The sequence below is a fragment of the Bacteroides sp. AM37-9 genome, assembly GCF_003603455.1.
Classification (GTDB): Bacteria; Bacteroidota; Bacteroidia; order Bacteroidales; family Bacteroidaceae; genus Bacteroides; species Bacteroides xylanisolvens.
On record NZ_QTNF01000040.1, the window covers coordinates 1 to 21951 of the forward strand.

The 21951-nt window shown below is 42.4% G+C and carries 20 protein-coding genes and 1 other RNA gene; 6 read left to right on the forward strand and 15 right to left on the reverse strand.

The window, feature by feature from the left end; genetic code table 11:
• Positions 1-545: 545 nt before the first annotated feature.
• The 8 genes from DW862_RS26640 to DW862_RS21720 form a co-directional block, all read right to left on the reverse strand.
• Positions 546-677: a hypothetical protein gene (locus tag DW862_RS26640; RefSeq protein ID WP_256371942.1), complete on the reverse strand. Its 132-nt coding sequence runs from the start codon at positions 675-677 to the stop codon at positions 546-548.
• A 248-nt stretch (positions 678-925) separates the two neighbouring features.
• A complete protein-coding gene (locus tag DW862_RS21690; protein WP_120070384.1) occupies positions 926-2140 on the reverse strand; it encodes a clostripain-related cysteine peptidase in 1215 nt (404 codons plus the stop codon).
• A 91-nt stretch (positions 2141-2231) separates the two neighbouring features.
• Positions 2232-2633 carry a hypothetical protein gene (locus DW862_RS21695; RefSeq protein WP_004310274.1) on the reverse strand — a complete coding sequence of 134 codons (402 nt, stop codon included), beginning with the start codon at positions 2631-2633 and terminating at the stop codon, positions 2232-2234.
• Positions 2634-2710: 77 nt separating this feature from the next.
• Positions 2711-3334 carry a murein L,D-transpeptidase catalytic domain-containing protein gene (locus tag DW862_RS21700; RefSeq protein ID WP_118408815.1) on the reverse strand — a complete coding sequence of 208 codons (624 nt, stop codon included), beginning with the start codon at positions 3332-3334 and terminating at the stop codon, positions 2711-2713.
• Positions 3335-3464: 130 nt separating this feature from the next.
• A complete protein-coding gene (locus tag DW862_RS21705; RefSeq protein WP_002561589.1) occupies positions 3465-4325 on the reverse strand; it encodes an RNA polymerase sigma factor RpoD/SigA in 861 nt (286 codons plus the stop codon).
• 183 nt (positions 4326-4508) lie between these two features.
• Complete coding sequence (locus tag DW862_RS21710) at positions 4509-6044, reverse strand: trypsin-like peptidase domain-containing protein (RefSeq protein ID WP_004317638.1); 1536 nt, start codon at positions 6042-6044, stop codon at positions 4509-4511.
• Between the two features lie 219 nt (positions 6045-6263).
• Positions 6264-7415, reverse strand: a complete 1152-nt coding sequence (locus DW862_RS21715) for a dipeptide epimerase (RefSeq protein WP_118408813.1) — start codon at positions 7413-7415, stop codon at positions 6264-6266.
• 113 nt (positions 7416-7528) lie between these two features.
• On the reverse strand, positions 7529-8509 hold the full coding sequence (locus DW862_RS21720; protein WP_008025366.1) for an NlpC/P60 family protein: 981 nt from the start codon (positions 8507-8509) through the stop codon (positions 7529-7531).
• 98 nt (positions 8510-8607) lie between these two features.
• Here DW862_RS21720 and rnpB point away from each other — a divergent pair.
• Together rnpB and DW862_RS21730 are read left to right on the forward strand one after the other, a co-directional pair.
• An RNA gene (rnpB, locus tag DW862_RS21725) (RNase P RNA component class A) lies at positions 8608-8971 on the forward strand.
• A 22-nt stretch (positions 8972-8993) separates the two neighbouring features.
• Positions 8994-10313: a YihY/virulence factor BrkB family protein gene (locus DW862_RS21730; protein WP_008025368.1), complete on the forward strand. Its 1320-nt coding sequence runs from the start codon at positions 8994-8996 to the stop codon at positions 10311-10313.
• 368 nt (positions 10314-10681) lie between these two features.
• Here DW862_RS21730 and DW862_RS21735 read toward each other — a convergent pair whose 3' ends face one another.
• The 6 genes from DW862_RS21735 to pstC form a co-directional block, all read right to left on the reverse strand.
• A complete protein-coding gene (locus DW862_RS21735) occupies positions 10682-11218 on the reverse strand; it encodes a nitroreductase family protein (protein ID WP_120070387.1) in 537 nt (178 codons plus the stop codon).
• Positions 11219-11276: 58 nt separating this feature from the next.
• Positions 11277-11879: a riboflavin synthase gene (locus DW862_RS21740; RefSeq protein ID WP_008025374.1), complete on the reverse strand. Its 603-nt coding sequence runs from the start codon at positions 11877-11879 to the stop codon at positions 11277-11279.
• A gap of 390 nt (positions 11880-12269) precedes the next feature.
• Positions 12270-12959: a phosphate signaling complex protein PhoU gene (phoU, locus tag DW862_RS21745; protein ID WP_004317629.1), complete on the reverse strand. Its 690-nt coding sequence runs from the start codon at positions 12957-12959 to the stop codon at positions 12270-12272.
• A gap of 75 nt (positions 12960-13034) precedes the next feature.
• A complete protein-coding gene (gene pstB, locus DW862_RS21750) occupies positions 13035-13793 on the reverse strand; it encodes a phosphate ABC transporter ATP-binding protein PstB (protein ID WP_074559003.1) in 759 nt (252 codons plus the stop codon).
• An 8-nt stretch (positions 13794-13801) separates the two neighbouring features.
• Positions 13802-14677 carry a phosphate ABC transporter permease PstA gene (pstA, locus tag DW862_RS21755; protein WP_008025376.1) on the reverse strand — a complete coding sequence of 292 codons (876 nt, stop codon included), beginning with the start codon at positions 14675-14677 and terminating at the stop codon, positions 13802-13804.
• Between the two features lies 1 nt (position 14678).
• A complete protein-coding gene (gene pstC, locus DW862_RS21760; RefSeq protein WP_008025379.1) occupies positions 14679-15875 on the reverse strand; it encodes a phosphate ABC transporter permease subunit PstC in 1197 nt (398 codons plus the stop codon).
• A gap of 179 nt (positions 15876-16054) precedes the next feature.
• On the opposite strand from pstC, the gene DW862_RS21765 reads away from it, so the two are divergent.
• From DW862_RS21765 to DW862_RS21780, 4 genes are all read left to right on the forward strand, one after another.
• On the forward strand, positions 16055-16867 hold the full coding sequence (locus DW862_RS21765) for a phosphate ABC transporter substrate-binding protein (protein ID WP_008025380.1): 813 nt from the start codon (positions 16055-16057) through the stop codon (positions 16865-16867).
• 48 nt (positions 16868-16915) lie between these two features.
• A complete protein-coding gene (locus DW862_RS21770; RefSeq protein WP_004317618.1) occupies positions 16916-18655 on the forward strand; it encodes a glutamine--tRNA ligase/YqeY domain fusion protein in 1740 nt (579 codons plus the stop codon).
• Positions 18656-18754: 99 nt separating this feature from the next.
• Positions 18755-20206, forward strand: coding sequence for a lipopolysaccharide assembly protein LapB (locus DW862_RS21775; RefSeq protein WP_008025382.1), 1452 nt, complete (start codon positions 18755-18757; stop codon positions 20204-20206).
• A 31-nt stretch (positions 20207-20237) separates the two neighbouring features.
• The gene (locus DW862_RS21780; RefSeq protein ID WP_008025384.1) at positions 20238-20885 is read left to right on the forward strand and encodes a DedA family protein; all 648 of its coding nucleotides are present in this window, start codon (positions 20238-20240) and stop codon (positions 20883-20885) included.
• 68 nt (positions 20886-20953) lie between these two features.
• Here the strand turns inward: DW862_RS21780 and DW862_RS21785 are convergent, their stop codons facing one another.
• Positions 20954-21838, reverse strand: coding sequence for a DUF3078 domain-containing protein (locus tag DW862_RS21785; RefSeq protein WP_004317613.1), 885 nt, complete (start codon positions 21836-21838; stop codon positions 20954-20956).
• Positions 21839-21951 lie beyond the last annotated feature (113 nt).

Genomic DNA, 21951 nt, shown 5'->3' on the forward strand with positions numbered 1-21951 from the left:
ATCCAAATATATTAAACTCTTTTTTCGAAGTTTTTTTGAAAGAATATGCTAAAACGCTGATTCAGAAGTGTGTTGTAGAACATATTTTTGATAGGATTAGGAAAGTTTAGGAACAGATAAGGAAGTGAGGGTAATAGTAGAGCATTGAGAGAGGCGCTTAGAAAAGCATAGCTTTAGAGAACGTAAAGCTATGCTTTAGCACTCGTAAAGCACCGCTTTAGCATTGACAAATCACTGCATTGTTTATAACGGGCGGGTACAGAAGGGACACTTTTCAGGGAGCCCCTTCACACACACCCGCGCGCGTACTAAAATAGTCTCTTCATCATCTACATTGATAAACACTATGCATTGGGTCAGGCGTTTCAGTCAGGTGAGTGCAGTATTTTCCTTTATCCCATGCCGACTGCCATACCTATGCGCGGGTGAAACCTGCTCTCAATTTGCCAAAGAAGAAATTCTCATCATCATCAACATTCATCAGATGGCTAATTTCTGTAAGGGGAAGGAACAACAGGACATGCGTGGCTTGGCAGTAGAGAGATTCACAAGTTGAAGTGCAGTCTTAAAGTCGGCGAAAGAATGATTATATTCTGGCAGCACTTCTTCATCGTCATAGTAGAAGCATCTTCTTCGCCGTACTCTCCTTCTTCTCCCCACGTTTCATCATTTTCCACCTTATTTATACGCGCGCACGTGTGTGAGAAATTATTAGGGTGTCCCTACTGTACCCTTTGTCCCTGCCTCACTGTTCATAACTTTGTTTTTTTGCATAAGGGAACGCCTGCAGTTTCAGCGAGACAGAAGTACAATTGCTCCTTTCACCGCCTTGAAATCAAGAGTTGTTATAGCATTGGCAGCCCATACATGTTCTTTGTTCGGTTCATCTATACCCTCTTTATGCAAGTACATTACAGACTTTTAATTACCAACCAGTCTCATCCCATCCGGCAGCAGAATACCATTGTAATGTTCGATAAAAATTATTTATTTTTGAATCAAAGCTTCCACGAGGTATATAAGTGGACAGCCCTTCCGCCTTTTCCATAGAAAACATACTATAAGTAATTCCCGAATAATTTTTCGGTGTAGTTTTCCTATAAATTACAGCCTCATCAAAAGCTTGACGCCATGACTGATAATCAGCATTATCTTTTCCTCCTGTTAAATTTTGAATCAAATTATCAAAATCATAATTTGCTTTATCACTGCTAAAATCATAAAGCTGTATATCATCACGCTGCACCACTCCCGCATCTTGAATATATTTAGGAATAATAGTTTTAACAACCATAGCTAAGTTATCCAAAGCAGCACTATTAATTACAGATGTTGCAACTCCTCCCGTCCAATTTGTATTAACCGATGGTACCTTGCCAGTATAAAACTTTTCATAATAATTGAAATAAGCACTAGCTATATTTATAGCCAAATTATTCTCTGTAAACATCTCCGGCACAACTACACTATAAGGAGCCCCAGGACCAGGAATTTCAGTTGGTGAACCAATAAAATATTCAGCACAATCACGTAGTTCATAAGCTACTTCCACAGCCTGCATCGAACATGAATCAAACAGAATAAATTTCAAAGGTCTAGGAAAAGAAGATAACAATACATCATGAAAATCCGGAATATTCATTTGAGTTCTACGATAGTACCCGATTGAACGAGAATTCGCATCATTGGTAGCCGGCACCCATGAAGAACTATGAGATAAAAACACAAAGCCATAACTATCTGCCGGGAAATAACTTACCGTTTGAGAAATAACAGAAGACATAACCTCTTTAGCCAAAGGGTTCTGTTCCGAATAGGTAAAAAGAGTGTCTGCTACCACTTTTCCGTTCTGTTTTTTTAATGAAACAAGACGAGGAACATCATTAACCATTTCACTATAAACAACTAAATTACATTTTGAATAATCTACCTCTTTCATACCCTCTTTCATATCTTCAAAATTGGTTTTAAAGAGATCAGATAATTCATTAACGCCATTATCACCTACAATATATACCAACACAGTGCGCCCAACTTGTTCACGCGGTTGAGGTATAATAGGACCTTCTTCATCATCGTGACAAGCTGCCACCAACATTACAACACAGAACAAAAGCGATAATATTTTAATCTTTTCCATAATATTCCTCATTTATAACAGGGACAAAGATAAAAAAATAAGAGATGCAAACCTGCATCTCTTATTATATTAACAATAAAGTTATTGTTTATTACTCTTCCGGTTTCGTAAAGCGGAATTTATCTGAATCAATCCGCGATACCGTCATTCTATTATTCTTCTTATATTTATTCAGAATCTTCGTTGCTTCTTTTTCCAACTTCTTTCTGTTTTCCGAGAAGTAAATCATACATGTACTATTCTGCTGCAGTTGGTTATCCTCCAGATAATTTTTCAACTGATAACTATATAATTCACGATGAGCCAAGAACCCTTCTTTGCTAACCTTCGCACTATCTAATATCTGAATATCCGTGAAATAGACTACCGTATCCGTAAATGAAGCAGAAATTCCAAAAGCATAAACCGGTTTAGAATGGTCTTTTTTCAGAGAAAAAGCGGAGCACATGGTAAACACAAGTGCAATTGCAAATAGTATTTTTACGTATTTCATATCATATAATTTTTAACTTCGCAAAGGTAACAAAAAAGAAGAGACTACCTCGATTTATCTCAAATAAATAGCATTTCTTAATCATAAATCCATAACAATACAGGTTTCTTTTCTGCCTTGAGCAGCCTGTCAACCTTCCTCATCACCTCATCAGATATCACAGGGCACCCTTGACTGATTCCTAATGGAAGATGCAAAGGATACACCTCCGTTTCCGGCATCGGAGTATAAGAATGTAACACGATATACCGTTTAAAAGCATTGTTATTCGTTGCTTCCAATCCATGCAATTTATAATGAACATTAATCCCCCACTTGCTATACGACCGTATCCCTACTTTATATTTTCCTAAAGAAGAGCAATAACTACCTTCCACATTACTAAATACAGGCTTGGACAGCGTACTGTTTTTCCCGTATCCATGCGCACAAAGACTTGCATACTTCACAGAATCTCCCTTGAAATCCCATACAAAGAAACGCCTTTTACCGGAATGAATACTGAAATCTACCAGAAAGCAATAATTTGTATTATACCCGTTCTTATCACAATAAGCCTTTCCCACCTGCGCTTTTTCACGCAAACGTTGCTCTATTTTAACAGGCACCGTGTCAGAAGATAATGTCGCATATCTTGCGTATGCCATCACCCCTGCTCCCAAAACAACCAGAACAAATGATATTAAAACAGATTTCTTCATAAAACTCACATAGCACAAGATTAAATTATAGAATGGGACTTATATAAAAAGTCGCATAAGTACATTCTTCTACATGAAAAGTGCGACTTATGCGACTCAAATTCTTTTTTCAGAAACTGATATTCCTTACTTATCCCAAGTAAGATTTGAGCAATTTACTACGATTACTTTGTCTAAGTCTTCTAATTGCTTTTTCTTTAATCTGACGAACGCGCTCACGTGTGAGGCCAAATTTATCGCCGATTTCTTCTAATGTCATTTCTTGTTGTCCGATACCGAAAAACATCTGAATGATTTCTTTTTCTCTATCGGTTAACGTAGAAAGAGCTCTATCAATTTCCCTCGCAAGAGACTCATTAACCAGAGAGCGGTCCGCCATTGGCGAATCATCGTTAACCAACACATCCAACAGGCTGTTATCCTCTCCTTCCACAAAAGGTGCATCCACCGAAATATGACGGCCGGATACCTTCAGCGTATCAGAGATTTTATCAACCGGAATTTCCAGTTCGTCTGCCAACTCCTCGGGAGACGGACGCCGCTCGTTTTCCTGTTCAAACTTCGAGAAGGCTTTGCTGATCTTATTCAGCGAACCTACCTGATTCAACGGGAGACGAACAATACGCGACTGCTCTGCCAATGCTTGCAGAATAGACTGGCGAATCCACCATACAGCGTAGCTAATGAACTTAAATCCACGTGTCTCATCAAATTTCTCGGCAGCCTTAATCAGTCCTAAATTGCCTTCATTAATCAAGTCAGGCAAACTCAAACCCTGGTTCTGGTACTGTTTAGCCACAGATACGACGAAACGAAGATTGGCACGTGTCAATTTTTCCAATGCTACACGGTCACCCTTACGAATGCGTTGAGCGAGTTCCACTTCTTCCTCGACAGTAATCAGGTCTTCACGGCCGATTTCCTGCAAATACTTATCAAGAGAAGCGCTCTCTCTGTTAGTGATACTTTTGGTAATCTTTAGTTGTCTCATTCTTTAAAAACAGATTTGGAGTGCAAAGTTACGACAAATAATTTGTTAACATACAAAATTAAGTAACTTTTACACTATATTTTTCATCTAATAAAACAAAAAGAGATGCCGACAAGTTGATTGTCGGCATCCTTTTTCTATTTCATTAGCTTATCCTGCAATCTTCTTACTTTATTTTATATATTACTCTTGAGTCAGATCGACTGCGAAGTATCCGCGTTTACCGGATGGGAACACACCGGTCAGGAACAATACCTGATTCGGAGACTTAACAGCAGCTTTCATCACCTCTTCCAGATCGCTGACTTTGCGCATCGGCTGGTCATTAGCTTTTAGGATAATGAAACCTTTACGAACTCCTGCATCTGACATCTTACCGGAAGAAACCCCTGTCACTTGCAAACCGTAACCCAGATTCAATTGTTTCTTCAAATCATCCGGCAATTCTTTGAAAGCAGCTCCCAAGATTTCCATGCCTGCATCTTTCACGATTTTGGTAGTACCTTGTTCGTTCTTCAACGTTACTTCAACGGTCTTTTCCTTCTTATCGCGCATCAGTTTCACTTTCACCTTATCACCCGGACGATGTTTCGCAAGAGCTTCCTGCAAGTCGGCCATATTGGATACTTTCTTATTATCCACACCGATAATTACGTCGTCCACTTTGATGTCAGCTCCTGCAGCAGAACCATTCTCTACGATTTCAGAAACCCACACTCCTTCTACAACACCCAGTTCTTTAGCTTTATCTGCCAGTGTCTTACCGGATTTATCAATCGGTTGACGGTCGTCCATCAAACTGCTACCGATAGAACCACCACGAATACCGAGCAATGCACGTTGTACTGTTCCGTATTGTTTCAGGTCGGCAATTACCTTCGTCATAATGCTGGTCGGGATAGCGAAACCATATCCTGCATAAGCACCTGTCGGAGAAGAAAGCACCGAATTGATACCTACCAGTTCACCTTTGGCATTTACCAGCGCACCGCCACTATTCCCCTGATTGATAGCAGCATCCGTTTGGATGAATGATTCTATACCACCATTATATACACCCAGAGAACGGGCTTTCGCACTTACGATACCGGCAGTTACAGTAGAGTTCAGATTGAACGGGTTACCTACCGCCAATACCCACTCTCCTACTTTCAACGCTTCGGAGTCTCCTACCGGAATAGTCGGGAAATCATCACCTTCTATTTTTACCAATGCAAGGTCGGTGCTGGGGTCAGTACCGATCACGCGTCCTTTAAACTCACGGTTATCATTCAGTTTCACACTGATTTCATCTGCACCTTCAATCACGTGATTATTCGTTACGATATATCCATCTTTCGAGATGATTACTCCCGAACCAAAACCTACACGAGGTTGAGACTGTACCTGACGCTGCTGTCCGCGTCCATCACCAAAAAAGAAATCGAAGATGTCCGGCGCTTGCTGAACAGTTCTTGTTTTAGCTTCTTGAGTAGACCTTATATGTACGACAGCATGAAGCGAATTCTCCGCAGCCTGAGTCAGGTCAACAGGTTGAGCGTTCACAGCGTCAAAAGCAGCCAATTTGACATTGGGATTCTGCTTGAACATCTCATTAAAAGATGTCTCTTTAGCAGCTTCGTTAGATTGCAACAATTTGTAAGTTGTCAATCCTGCAACTCCTGAGCTAAGAAGAATGATTGCTCCTACTCCCAGAATGTTCTTTGTTGTCTGTTTCATGATTTATAATTCTTTAAATTGTTAATATTCGACATTGTTTTAACTTTTACGACGTTAAAATAATAACAAATATCGTTCACTTATTCTACTTGTCACTCTTTTTTGTCCACTTTTAACAGAGAATATTTAGAGCTTAACAGCGGTTAACGACAGCACCTGACAAATTTACATTCGTTGTATGTCAGATGGCTTTAACACTCTGACATTCATTCAGTAAAGTCAGATTTTCATGACACCGATTCCGGGCAAATCATTTAAGGTGATCTTTCCTTTCACTACTTCTACCCCTTTAAAGCGATCATTAGAAATAAGCAAGTTACCATCCAGATCGGCAAAATCGACTAATGGCGAGAACTGTGAAGCTGCTGAAATAGCACACGAGGTCTCTGTCATACAACCCACCATCACACGCATACCGAGCGCATGAGCCAGCGTTACCATCTTCCATGCTTCACGCATACCGGTACATTTCATCAGCTTAATATTAATTCCCGTGAAAGCGTCTTTCAAAGCAGCTACATCTCCCAAACGCTGCAACGATTCATCTGCAAATATCGGCAATGGACTTTGTTGTGTTATCCAGGCAATGTCGTCTAGCTTCTCCTTCGGCATAGGCTGTTCTATCATCACAATGCCTTTTTCTTTCAGCCAATGAATCATATCAAGCGCGTATTGACGGTCTTTCCAGCCTTGGTTGGCATCTATCGCTATCGGCAGATTCGTTACCGAGCGGATGGTTTCAATCATCTCCTTATCATTGTCCCGTCCCAGCTTTACCTTTAATATATTAAACTGATCGGCGCACTCTTTTGTTTTCTCCCTTACCACATCAGGTGTATCAATACCTATCGTGAAGGTGGTAGAAGGCGTCTTTTCTTTGTTCAATCCCCATATTTTATACCAGGGAGCATCCAACAGTTTTCCCACCAAATCATGAAGGGCGATATCTACCGCAGCTTTCGCCGCCGTGTCTTTTGGCGAGAGGCTGTCAACGTATGACAAAATGTCATCTAGCTGAAAAGGATCACTAAACTGTTCCAGATTCACTTTCCCCAGAAAACTCATAACCGATTCTACCGTCTCTCCCAAATAAGGAGGCATAGAGGCCTCTCCGTACCCCGTTATTCCTTCATATTCTATTTCCACCTGTACATCAGGAGTCGTTGTGCGTGAATATGTGGCAACCGTAAACACATGCTTCAACTTCAATTCATAAGGGAAAAAGCTCATTTTCATCTTTCCTCCCAAACCGAGCTTATTTATATAGACGTTAGAAAGCGATGATTCTCCGGCTAATGTCCGACGGACAACCAACCCTGAACCCAAAGCAGCCAAAGTCGCTGTTTTCAAAAAATCTCTTCTGTTCTGCATGCTTTAATAGATGATAAATTACAAATGATAGGTGATAAATGACAGGTGACAGATAATAGATGATAGATATTTATACAAAATACTCACAATAACTATCAAACATCATTTATCGACTATTTATAATAAGGATTATTATCCGTAGTATTCATTCCCTTCTCCTTATTAATATAAGGTAGGAAGCGAACGGCAAAAAGTAGACGTTTCGTGTTGAACTCGTCATAGTTCTTATCCGCAGGGTTCATACTACTGATGTGTACATCGCCCAAAGCGTGGATAAACTGTTTATTACCAAGGTAAATACCAACGTGAGAGATTCCTTCTTTACGCTCCGCAGTTGCTTTACGGCCGAAAAACACTAAATCCCCCCGTTGTACATTGGCAAAATCAGGAGCAATCTCAATATGTTCGCCCACATAAGCCTGTTGAGACGCATCTCTCGGAATAATAATATCATGCATAAAAAGCACGGTACGTACCAAGCCGCTACAATCTACTCCTTTGGAAGAGGTTCCTGCCCACAGATAAGGAATTCCCATCATCGAATAAGCAGTCGCAATGATACTTTCAACATCTTGTTTCAATGAGGCCCTCCATTTTGTTTCCGGTTGAGAAATAGATTTAGAAATGTATGCTTTCCGACCGTCGGGATAAGATACTTTGTAGAAATGCCCTTTGCTTCCCTCCCACTTCAGACGATTGCCTGCAACCACGTCGGACACAGGTTGAGAACTTTCATCCGGTTTTTCATACGCAAATCCGTAGTGCGAAGTAACCACTATCTTTTCCGCCCGGTTCCACTCATCATAACGTTCCTTCGACATGGGGGTAATCACCATCCGGTGTACCCATCCGGTATAATCATCCGGCGTTTGTATCTCGTACCAACCGGTATATTGAAGTACTTTGACCGGCATCCCCAACAATGCCTGCGTACTCATGCCGGAAGTAAATTTGCCTTCTTCGCGCAAATTGCAAACAGAGATATGCACTACCCCATAAGCTGAATCGGCAGGCATGGGACGTATTTCCTGTGCTTTCAGGCTGACTGCCGCAATCACCAGAAAACAAGAGAAAAGGAGGATATTCTTCTTCATTAAAATTCATTTTAATAATAGCAAAGGTAGAAATTATTTCTATTTGTGGTACTTTCTTTGGCTAAAACAAAATAAATGACGTATTTTTGCAGTCTAAAGCAGTTGGCCGGTCTGTCGCGTGCACGTTTCGTGCAGGAGGAAAGTCCGGGCAACATAGAGCATCCTACTTCCTAACAGAAAGCTGTCCGTGAGGGTAGAGTAACGTAGAAGAAAATAACCGCCGCTCCTTTCGGGGAGAGGTAAGGGTGAGAAGGTGGGGTAAGAGCCCACCAGCCGCATGGTGACATGTCGGGCTGTACGTCTTAGGAGTTGTAAGGTCATGTAAACCGGCGTTATGAGAGTTGCTCGCTCCATGTCGGAGGGTAGACCGCTAAAGTGTCGTGGTGACACGCCACTCAGATAAATGACAGACACCTTGTTTTATATAAGGTACAGAACTCGGCTTATAGGCTGACTGCTTTTTCTTTTAATTATCCGTTGAACTATGAAGAAGAAAATCACCGATATATGGAAGTTTCTTACGTATGACATCTGGCGCATTACGGAAGATGAAGTGACCCGAACCAAGTTCTCACTCTACAATATTATAAAGACCATCTATCTTTGTATCAACCGGTTTACCAAAGACCGGATGGCTAATAAAGCTTCCGCACTGACATATAGCACATTGCTCGCTATTGTACCGATACTTGCCATCCTGTTTGCCGTGGCACGCGGTTTTGGATTCGACAACCTGATGGAACATCAGTTCCGCAATGGTTTCGGAGGAAATATAGAAACAACAGAGGCCATTCTCTCATTTGTCAACTCCTATCTTTCACAAACCAAAGGAGGTATTTTCATTGGAGTTGGTTTGGTCATGTTGTTATGGACGGTTATCAATCTGGTCAGCAATATTGAAATCACCTTCAACCGTATTTGGGAAGTGAAAAAAGCACGGTCCATGTATCGCAAGATTACGGATTACTTCTCTATGTTCCTATTGATGCCGATTCTAATCGTAGTGTCCGGAGGACTTTCTCTGTTTATGAGTACCATTCTCAAACAGATGGATGATTTCGTCCTGCTTGCTCCTATAATGAAATTCATGATACGGCTTATCCCTTTCGTCCTGACATGGCTGATGTTCACAGGGCTGTATATCTTCATGCCGAATACGAAAGTAAAATTCAAACACGCGCTCATTGCAGGCATTCTGGCAGGGTCTGCTTATCAGGCTTTTCAGTTCCTGTATATCAACAGCCAGTTGTGGGTATCAAAGTACAACGCCATTTACGGTAGTTTTGCCGCACTTCCTTTATTTCTGCTTTGGTTGCAAATATCTTGGACAATCTGTTTGTTCGGAGCAGAATTGACGTATGCCGGGCAGAATATCCGCAGTTTTAGTTTTGACCAGGACACCCGGAATATCAGCAGACGATACCGGGACTTTATATCCATCCTGATTATGTCGCTCATAGCCAAACGGTTTGAGAAGAACGAGCCTCCCTATACGGCTGCAGAAATCTCGGAAGAGCATCAGATTCCCATCCGGCTAACCAACCAGGTACTTTATCAGTTGCAAGAAATAGAATTGATTCACGAGGTAGTCACCGACGAAAAAAGCGAAGAGATCGGCTATCAACCGTCAATGGATATCAATCAATTGAATGTAGCCATCTTATTGGATCGTTTGGATACATACGGTTCCGAGAATTTCAAAATTGACAAAGACGAAGAATTCAACGACGAATGGAAAGTGCTGACCGAATCCAGAGAAGAATACTATAAAAAAGCAAGTAAAGTATTACTGAAAGATTTATAAGGAAAAGGAAGCAAGCAGTGCAACGATCTCGAAAATCAGACTTTACAACCTGATATTCTTATCTATAATAAGTCCGAAGCCAGCCTGAAAGGAGAAGACGTCCAACTGAAAGCGGCAGTAGACTATTTGCTGAAGGATTTGTCAAAAAAGAAATAAATACTATATTATTAATGCCGCTTATTCAGCGGCATTAATAATAAGTTATATATCAATACTTTAGATAAAACACTTCTGGTTTTAAACAAACAGTCCGTTCCTTTAAAAGGAAAGCATCGTTGGTTTAAAAGGAACGTACTCTTCCTTTTAAACCAACGATGCTTTCTGTTATATGCTTATCCTAAAGAACTAAGAATATAATTATTTTTCAATCAATAACGGTTGTATGAAATCACCTTTTCTTTCGGCTTCCTCATCTTTTTGCGTTTTTCCTTTGCCGGATAGCCAATGACAATATCCAACAATAAACGTTTCGAGGCAGGAATACCGGCAAGCTGTTTCATTTCTTTTTCATCAAACCAACCCAGAATACAAGAGCCCAGCCCTTCGGCTTCAGCCGCCAAAGCAATATGAGCAGCAACTATTCCAATGTCGATCAATGGAAAATGCTTGCCTTTCACCTTTCCACCAAGCAGAGAGGTAATATTAGCAGATTCCTCTACCACCAGAATATGCACAGGAGCATCTTTAGCAAACTTATTCATCCCCAAACCAGCAGCAGCTTTCCCCGCTTTTTGAGCCAGTTCCTTATCCATGATGACTACAAACCTCCAAGGCTGCGCATTACAGGCCGAAGGCGCCAAACGAGCAGCTTCAAGTATCCGTTCCAACTTTTCCGGTTCCACCGGACGCTCCTTATCATACGAACGGTCGCTTTGACGAGCCTGTACCAATTGAAGAAAATCCATAAGATTGCGATTTTATGATTTACAATTTACGATTGAAATTCGCTTTCGCGACAGCCAACTATTTATACTGAATCATCCGGCTGATATACTTACCGATAATATCGAATTCAATATTTACCACACTGCCAATCTCAAACGTATGGAAGTTTGTATGCTCATACGTATAAGGAATGATAGCTACCTGGAAAGTATCATCGGTCGGATTACATACCGTCAGACTAACACCGTTCACAGTTACCGAACCTTTATCCACCGTGATATATCCACGTTTCGCCATTTCCTTATCAAACGCATATTGGAAGGTAAAATACCAACTACCTTCCGCATCCTTAATATCAATACAAGTAGCGGTCTGGTCTACATGTCCCTGAACAATATGTCCGTCCAGTCGGCCATTCATCATCATGCTACGTTCAACATTCACCTTATCCCCCACTTTCAGCAGACCAAGATTAGAGCGTTCCAATGTTTCTTTCATGGCAGTCACCGTATACGTATCATCTGTCAGAGTCACCACTGTCAGACACACACCATTGTGAGAAATACTCTGGTCGATTTTCAACTCATTCACAAACGAACACTTAAATGTAAAGTGTATATTCTCCTGGTCTTTCACCAGTGCTACCAAAGTAGCATATTCTTCTACGATTCCAGAAAACATAATTTCATTTACTATTTTACGATTTACTACTTACTATTTTAAGATTGAGAATACTCTCTTAATGCAAGGGTCAAAGATACGAATTAGAAAGGAGCTTAAAAAATAAGAGCAAAAAAAAATGGGGCTTTTCACAAAGCTCCATTTTTCAGTTTTCAATAGGTATTAGTTTTTTTTTAAGGTAAAAAGATTGTTTTCAGGATAACGGTGCAAATATAGGCGGTTTTACCGATACTATCCAAATTATAAAACATGTCATATAACATCTTTTTGAAAATTCTTTGGATTTATTATCATTTGAAGCAAAATCTCCTGTAACTTGTCCGTTATAGGTGACAAATATAGGATAATTTTTTAAGGAGCCCTAATTTCTGTTTAAAAATCCGCAAAAAATTACTTTTCCGGGTAGTTTTCGTCCGTTTTTCCACGATGTTTTAACACTTTGGCGTCAATGAAGAAAACAATCTCCTCGGCAATATTGGTAATATGGTCTCCCGAACGTTCCAGTTTACGGAACACACTGACCAAATCTACGCAGGTATGTACAGCTTCCGGATGTTCGATGATATAGTCAGAAAGAATACCTGTCGCATCCGCATTGATTTCATCCAGCAAATTATCCTTGGCAAACACTCCCGCTGCCAGGTCATTACTCTCTTCATTCAAGGCACGCTTCGCCAGTTCCAGCATCGACAACACTTCTGCCTGCATCTCTGCCAGACGAAGACGGTTCAATAATTCCGCATCCAACACCGGCTCTTTGCAACGAAGTACAAAGCGGGCAATACCTTCCGCAAAGTCACCCAAGCGTTCCAGATTCGTATTGATCTTCAGCATAGCCAATACAAAACGGAGGTCAATCGCCACCGGATTATATAATGCGATAATGTCTTCCACATCGCTATCTATCTTCAATTCAAAAGCATTCACCCGACGCTCGCGAACCATCACTTGTTGAGCCAACTCCTTGTCGAGGGTCAACACAGCCTCTCCGGCACGGTCAAGCTGGTTGTACACCAAGGTCCACATTTCATCAATTTCCTTCTTCAATAGGATAAGTTCCGATTCTATAAACTTTACCATAGTCTATTATATATAAATGATTAATATTCTGCTAATGACATTTCAGAAATAAATTTCAGGCACGGATTTCACGAATTACCCGAAGCGTCCCGTTATGTAATTCTGGGTAGCCTCTTTCTCCGGATTGGTGAATATCTTTTTCGTTTGATCGAATTCCACCATTTCGCCCATATAGAAAAACGCCGTCTTATCACTGACACGGGCTGCTTGCTGCATATTATGCGTAACGATTACAATCGTATAATCCTTCTTCAATTCATGGATCAACTCCTCCACCTTAGCCGTAGAAATAGGGTCGAGTGCAGACGCAGGCTCATCCATCAGCAATACCGAAGGAGAGACAGCCATCGCACGGGCGATACAAAGCCGCTGTTGCTGTCCGCCGGACAATGCATAAGCCGACTCCTTCAACTTATCTTTCACCTCATCCCAAAGAGCCGCTCCTTTCAACGTTTCCTCCACACGATGGCGAATGAAAGCATTGTCTTTTATTCCATTAACACGAAGTCCGTAAGCTACATTCTCGAATATACTTTTCGGAAAAGGATTCGGACGCTGGAACACCATTCCTACATTCTTGCGGAGTTCGTCCACTTCCACCCCTTTCGCATATATATTATGTCCGTCGATACGGATTTCTCCCTCCAGACGGGTAGCAGGAATCAAATCATTCATCCGGTTGAAAAGCCGGAGGAAAGTAGACTTACCGCAACCGGACGGTCCGATAAAAGCGACAACCGACTTTTCCTCAATCTGCATACTGATACCCTTCAATGCATGAAAATCTCCATACCAAAAGTTCACATCACGCGCATCTATTTTCACTGTATCCATATACTAATCTAGTTTGTTTTTACTCTTTTCTCAAAATACTTTCTCAATGCATTGGCCAGCAGATTCACGAACAGGATAATCATAATCAACACCAATGCCGTACCATAAGCCAGCGGCAATTGTGCCTCCATATCCGTTCCACTCGTGGAAATCACATACAAATGGTAAGGCAATGCCATACACTGATCGAAAATACCCGTTGGCAGTTGTGGCAGGAAGTATGCGGCACAAGTAAACAGAATCGGCGCCGTCTCTCCCGAAACACGTCCCAAGGCAAGAATCAACCCTGTGATAATGTTCGGCATCCCCATCGGCAGAATGACGTGCCAGATCGTCTGCAATTTCGTTGCCCCCAAGGCCCGGCTGCCTTCACGCATACTGTCGGGAATGGCTTTCAGAGCCTCCTCCGTTGTCCGAATGACCAAAGGTACGCAAAGCAAACCTAATGTCAAAGAACCGGCCAAAATACTATCACCAAATCCCATATAATTGACAAACAGCGCCATACCGAACAATCCGAATACGATGGAAGGAATACCGCTCAAGTTATTGGTCATCACCCGGATAAAGCGTACCAACTTACCTTTCGGCGCATACTCATTCATATAAATTCCGCTCATCACCCCTATCGGAAAGGCGAACAGCGCACTCCCCACCATCAGATAGAAAGTACCGACAATGGCCGGCCATATACCGCCACCTGTCATCCCGTCCGTAGGAGCCGAAGTGATAAAATCCCAACTGATAGCGCCGATTCCTTTATAGACGATAAATCCCAGAATTGCAAACAATATCAGTACAATGCAAAGGCTCAACAGCCGGAAAATCCCGAAAGCAACTTTCTGCGAACGGTGTTTAGCTTTATTATTACTCCGTATTTCCATCTTATTTGCTACGTTTTAATCCTTTAGAGGAAATATATTCCACACTAAAGTTGATAATCAATGTGATGAAGAACAGTACGACACCCAACAGGAATAACGCCTGATAGTGAGGTCCTCCCGCAGGAGCTTCTCCCAATTCGGCTGCAATCGTAGCCGGAATGGTACGCAAAGGCTCAAGGATCGTTGTCGGAATCACAGCCGCATTACCCGTCACCATCAATACTGCCATCGTCTCCCCGATAGCACGTCCGATACCGAGTACCACACCGGATGTAATCCCTGAAATAGAATAAGGAATCACTACCTTATATATCGTCTGCCATTGCGAAGCGCCCAATGCCAGACTCGCTTCCCGCATCGCACGCGGACAGTTGCGCATCGCGTCTTCCGTCACCGTTATAATAGTAGGCAATGCCATAATAGCCAGTACGATACTTCCCGCCAAGCCACTCTCTCCCACCGGAAGATCAAACAATTTCTGAATCAACGGAACAATGACAATCAATCCGAAAAAGCCATAAACAACGGAAGGAATACCGCTCAACAGTTCGATAATCGGTTTTAGCCAGTTCCGCACTTTCGGATTTGCCACTTCAGACATATAGATAGAAACCGACAGCCCGAACGGCAAAGCAAAAAGGATGGCAAACAGGCTCACCCACAACGTCCCGGTAATCAACGGCAGAAAGCCGAATTGAGCAGCCGGAGTGGCCGTAGGAAACCATTCGGCACCCGCAAATACATCCTTTACGGAAATAGTGTTATCCTCTATGAAATGTACCGCGTCCGGATGAACAATAAACTTCTGCGGAACAAAAGCTACGATGCCGGGTGTTTTCTCCACCAGCTCCGTAATCTTATCGCCTGCATATTCATAAGCAGGTCCCAACTCCTCTTCCGTATAATACTGCGTTATATCTTCCAAACGAAAAACCCGGATAGGGAGATCTTCCCCACCGAGTTCCTTCCAGTTTGTAATCTCTTCGTCAAAAACATTTTTTATCTGTGCGGGGCTCAACACGCTGACCTTGTTGCTCTTATTCAGCGCCAACACATATCCCTCTTCAATCACTTTACTCTTGAACAGCCCGAAAGCTTCAGTGAAAAGGAAGAGTACAATCAGCAGAATAGTAATACTTGTCACAAAGCCGCTACAAGTCAACATTCCTTCTATAATCTTTTCAAATACCTTTTTCATATACCTGCTATGATTTCTGATGCAAAGAAAGCATCTCTTTATTAAGGAGGTGTGACTAACGTTTGAAGGAAATGTTTCAATCATGTTACGTTTGTGTTACAAGTACCATTTCCACTCCGGATGAAATGAAAATGTAATATCCGATTGCTTAATTTGCAACGTTAATAAAACGAAGAAATATGAAAGTGAGAAGAAACTTATTAATCGCCCTTTCCTTACTCTCGCTCGGTGCCAACGCACAACGTATTAAAGGTAGCGATACGGTACTGCCTGTCGCACAACAGACAGCAGAGCGGTTTATGAACCAGCACCCGAATGCCCGTGTCACAGTGACCGGTGGCGGAACCGGTGTAGGTATCTCCGCTTTAATGGATCATACAACGGACATCGCAATGGCTTCCCGCCCGATCAAGTTCAGCGAAAAGATGAAAATAAAAGGAGCCGGAGAAGAAGTAGACGAAGTGATTGTAGCCTACGATGCCCTTGCCGTGGTGGTGCATCCCTCCAATCCGGTAAAGCAGCTGACCCGCCAACAACTGGAAGACATTTTCCGGGGGAAGATAAACAACTGGAAACAGGTAGGCGGAGACGATCGCAAAATAGTGGTTTACTCGCGCGAAACATCGTCCGGTACTTACGAATTTTTCAAAGAGAGCGTACTGAAAAATAAAAACTACATGGCAAGCAGCCTTTCTATGCCGGCAACGGGTGCCATCATCCAGTCTGTCAGTCAGACCAAAGGAGCCATCGGATATGTCGGACTGGCATACGTATCTCCCCGTGTCAAAACGCTTTCCGTATCATACGACGGCACCCACTATGCCACGCCTACGGTAGAGAACGCCACCAATAAGACCTACCCCATCGTGCGCCCGCTTTATTACTACTATAATGTAAAAAATAAGGAACAAGTCTCACCCCTGATTCAGTTTATTCTCTCGTCCGACGGACAGGACATTATAAAAAAGAGTGGTTATATTCCGGTTAAATAAAAAAAATGTCCTACTTTTGTAGCCTAAATACAGATAACATTAACCGTTATGACAGATATTAAAAACGAAGAAGCAGGCGAAAAGAAAAGCTTGAACTTTATTGAACAGGCAGTAGAGAAAGACTTGAAAGAAGGTAAAAATGGTGGAAAAGTGCAGACACGCTTCCCGCCCGAACCTAACGGTTACCTTCACATCGGCCATGCCAAAGCTATTTGCCTTGATTTCGGCATCGCAGAAAAACACGGCGGTGTATGTAACCTTCGTTTCGACGACACAAACCCGACCAAGGAAGATGTGGAATATGTAGAAGCTATCAAAGAAGATATTCAATGGTTGGGCTACCAGTGGGGAAACGAATACTACGCTTCCGACTACTTCCAACAATTATGGGACTTCGCTATCCGCCTGATTCAGGAGGGAAAAGCATATATTGACGAACAAAGCTCCGAACTGATCGCACAGCAAAAAGGTACTCCTACCCAACCGGGTGTGGAAAGCCCTTACCGCAACCGTCCTATCGAAGAAAGCCTCGAACTTTTTAAGAAAATGAATAGCGGCGAGATCGAAGAAGGTGCTATGGTGCTCCGTGCCAAGATTGACATGGCTAACCCGAATATGCACTTCCGCGATCCGATTATTTATCGTGTAGTGAAACACCCGCACCACCGTACAGGTACTACCTGGAAGGCTTATCCGATGTATGACTTCGCTCACGGACAGAGTGACTTCTTCGAAGGAGTAACTCACTCGCTGTGTACACTCGAATTTGTGGTACACCGTCCTCTTTACGACCTCTTCATCGACTGGCTGAAAGAAGGAAAAGACCTGAACGACAACCGTCCTCGTCAGACTGAATTCAACAAACTGAACCTAAGCTATACCCTGATGAGCAAACGTAACCTGCTCACACTGGTAAAAGAAGGATTGGTGAACGGATGGGACGACCCCCGTATGCCGACTATCTGCGGTTTCCGCCGTCGCGGTTATTCACCGGAATCTATTCATAAATTTATTGATAAAATCGGATATACCACATACGATGCCCTAAACGACATCGCCCTGTTGGAAAGCTCCGTTCGGGACGACCTGAACAGCCGTGCCACCCGTGTATCGGCAGTGATCAACCCCGTTAAACTAATCATCACCAACTATCCGGAAGGACAGGTTGAAGAACTGGAAGCAATCAACAACCCGGAAGACCCGGAAGCAGGAAGCCACCTGATCGAATTCAGCCGTGAACTGTGGATGGAACGCGAAGACTTCATGGAAGACGCTCCCAAGAAATATTTCCGCATGACACCGGGACAGGAAGTACGCCTCAAAAATGCCTATATCGTAAAATGCACCGGTTGCAAGAAAGACGAAAACGGCGTAATAACAGAGGTATATTGTGAATATGACGCTAATACCCGTAGCGGTATGCCGGACGCAAACCGTAAGGTGAAAGGCACGCTCCATTGGGTAAGCTGCAATCACTGCCTGCAAGCAGAAGTACGTTTGTACGACCGCCTGTGGAAAGTGGAAAACCCACGCGACGAACTGGCTGCCATCCGCGAAGCTAAAAATTGCGAAGCACTGGAAGCCATGAAAGAAATCATCAATCCGGACTCATTGAAAGTTCTGCCCAACTGCTACATAGAGAAGTTCGCAGCTACCCTGCCTACACTCTCCTACCTGCAGTTCCAACGGATCGGTTACTTTAATATCGACAAAGAATCAACCCCGGAAAAACTGATTTTCAACCGCACAGTAGGGTTGAAAGATACGTGGGGGAAGATTAATAAATAACCTTTCACCACAGATTACACGGATTAACACAGATTAGAGAAATAAAGAATAAAAATCTGTGTTAATCCGTGTAATCTGTGGTGAACAAAATTAATAAAAATGGGTAGAAAGAACTCACCATCAGCCAAAAAGCAACTAGCCACACTTATCACAAACTACGAAAAAGCAAAAGCAGAAAACCGACAACTTTATCTGGATGCTGACCAACTGGCCGACATCGCCGACTGGTATGCCTCCGAACGGAAATTTGAAGAAGCACAAGAAGTAATCACCTACGGACTTAAGATACATCCGGGAAATACAGCTTTACTCATCGAACAAGCCTATCTCTACCTGGACACCCAAAAACTGCAAAAAGCAAAGAAAGTAGCAGATTCCATCACCGAAGATTTTGACTCGGAAGTGAAACTGCTGAAAGCCGAACTATTGCTGAATGGAGGAAAACTGGAAGAAGCCCAATGGTTATTAAGTACGATAGCGGATGCCGACGAACTGGAAACAATCATTGATGTCGTATTTCTCTATCTGGACATGGGATACCCGGACGCAGCCAAAGAATGGCTCGACCGAGGTAAATCGCGTTATGCCGAAGATGAAGAATATATGGCCCTCACAGCCGATTATCTGGCATCGACCCACCAAGTAGAATCGGCCATCATCTATTACAACAAACTCATCGACAAATCCCCTTTCAACCCTTCCTATTGGATGGGACTGGTGAAATGTTACTTTGTTCAGGAACAAATAGACAAGGCCATCGAAGCCTGTGATTTTGCGTTGGCAGCCGACGATCAGTGTGGAGAAGCCTACGCTTATAAAGCGCATTGTTTTTTCTATCTGAACAATTCGGATAATGCCATCGAGAATTACCAAAAAGCGATCGAGCTTAAATCCATCCCCCCCGAACTGGGTTATATGTTCATGGGAATATCTTACGGCAATAAAGAAGAATGGCAGAAAGCCGATGACTATTACGACAAAGTAATCGCACGTTTTGAAGAAGACGGAGACAGACAGTCTGTCCTATTAATAGACACATATACCAGCAAAGCCTTCGCCCTGTCCCATCTGGAAAGATATGAAGAAGCACATCAGCTCTGCGAGAAAGCCAAAGAGATAAACCCGAATGAAGGATTGATTTATCTGACAGAGGGAAAACTATATCTGGCAGAGGAGCTGGAAGACGAAGCAGCCTTGTCTTTCGAAAAAGCGATAGAGATTAACTCTAACATAGAAATGTGGTATATGATCGCCTCTGCTTATTCGGAAAGTGACTATCTGATAGAAGCCAAAGAATACTTTGAAAAAGCGTACCAGATGAATCCGAAATACGAAGATGTGACGGAGAAATTGAGTGTGCTTTGCCTCATGCACGGTGAAATCGACAACTTCTTTAAATACAACAAAGAATGTGAACATCCACTGGAAGAAGATATGATTCTGGATCTGTTAAATAGTCCCGAACATAGAGAGGAAGATGAAAGAACTCTCAAAGAAGTGTGGGAACGCATGAAAAAGGAGAATAAGAAAAAGAAGAAAGGAAAAAAATAAATCAGATTAATAAATTCTATCCTCAAAAAACATGGAATCAGTAGCAGAACTTCTTAAATGGGTATTAGAAAATTTGAACTATTGGGTAGTCACCATTTTTATGGCTATCGAAAGTTCTTTTATTCCCTTCCCCTCGGAAGCCGTAGTGCCACCTGCCGCATGGAAAGCTATGGCAGACGACAGTATGAATATCTTTCTCGTGGTCCTATTTGCCACCATAGGAGCAGATATCGGTGCATTAGTAAATTATTACCTGGCGCGTTGGCTGGGTCGTCCTATTGTCTATAAATTCGCTAACAGCCGTTTAGGGCACATGTGCCTTATTGATGAAGAAAAGGTACACCATGCAGAAGAATATTTCAGAAAGCACGGTGCAGCCTCCACTTTCTTTGGCCGTCTCATTCCGGCTGTACGCCAACTTATCAGTATTCCCGCAGGATTAGCCGGCATGAAATTAGGACCTTTCCTACTTTACACCACTCTCGGCGCTGCGATATGGAACAGTATATTGGCTCTACTCGGATACCTGATCTACCGGTTTACAGACCTCAAAACCACTAATGACGTCTATGTAATGGCAACCACATACAGCCACGAAATCGGCTATGTCATTATAGCAGTGGTGGTATTGGTCATCGGATTCCTAGCTTATAAGGGACTGAAGAAGAAGAAAAAATAAGTATTAAGTATTAGGTATTAAGTATTACCATGACTAATACTTAATACCTAATACTTAAAAACCAATCCTTAGAAATTGAATTGGACTCCCACTCCCAAGATCTCTTTAAATTGTACACGAGATCCTTTGGTACCATCCTTTTGTACAATCTTCACATCATCGTCATACATCAGGTTAGTAGTGAGCGTGGTTGAAAACCATTTATTGATAATCATATTTATTTGCACTTCCCAGTTCACATCTATGTTCAATGGCTTGTGCAGATAATCGGAATATAAATCCAAACGCGAATATACTGTCATATTCTTCAAAAATTCATATTTGGCTTCCCCTTTCAAGTTAGCACCGAAACTGGATAACAGGTGTTTGCCCGGATCCACTCCATAGGCTCCTTCGTCCGAGAGACGGTCATTGAGAACAAATGTTCCGCGCCATGCAGCAGGAGACAATACAACGGTAAATATCTTACCCGGATCATAGGTAAAGCCCAAACCGGTAGTCAAATAAGCGGGAGCCATAAATTCGGAGATAGCAACATCCTTATTGACGGAATAGTCATATCCGGGAGAGAACTGCGTCTGGAAAGTGGCGAATGCGCTGGCATACCAACTTTTGGCAATAGCATAGCCATAATTCGTATTCAAATAAATCTTATCATTAGCCTTCCTGGTTCCGTCGTCACCAGTCTTATTCAATCCATAAGCCAGTTCGATACGATTATTCCACAGATGTTTTCCTTTCTTATAATTAATCTGATAAGTGCCCTGCAAGTCAAAGGCAACAGAGTTATCACCTCCGGCAGCCCAGTTAGTCAGGCTCACCTGTGTCAGTTTCAGTCCGGCAAATCCTTCTTTTGTCCAGGGAGAAGTTTGTGTACTATCGGCAGTTTGAGCCGACAGGGTTCCAGCACCCATACATAGCAGGGTGATGAATAGAGTTTTCATCTTGTTCATGATAGTTGAGGTTTAGTGTAGAAAAAACACAACCTAACAAGAACGGAGCCTTGGCAGTTTACCAAGCCTTTTTACCAGTTCCCATTAGGTCAAAATCTTTAAGATAAGAGCAG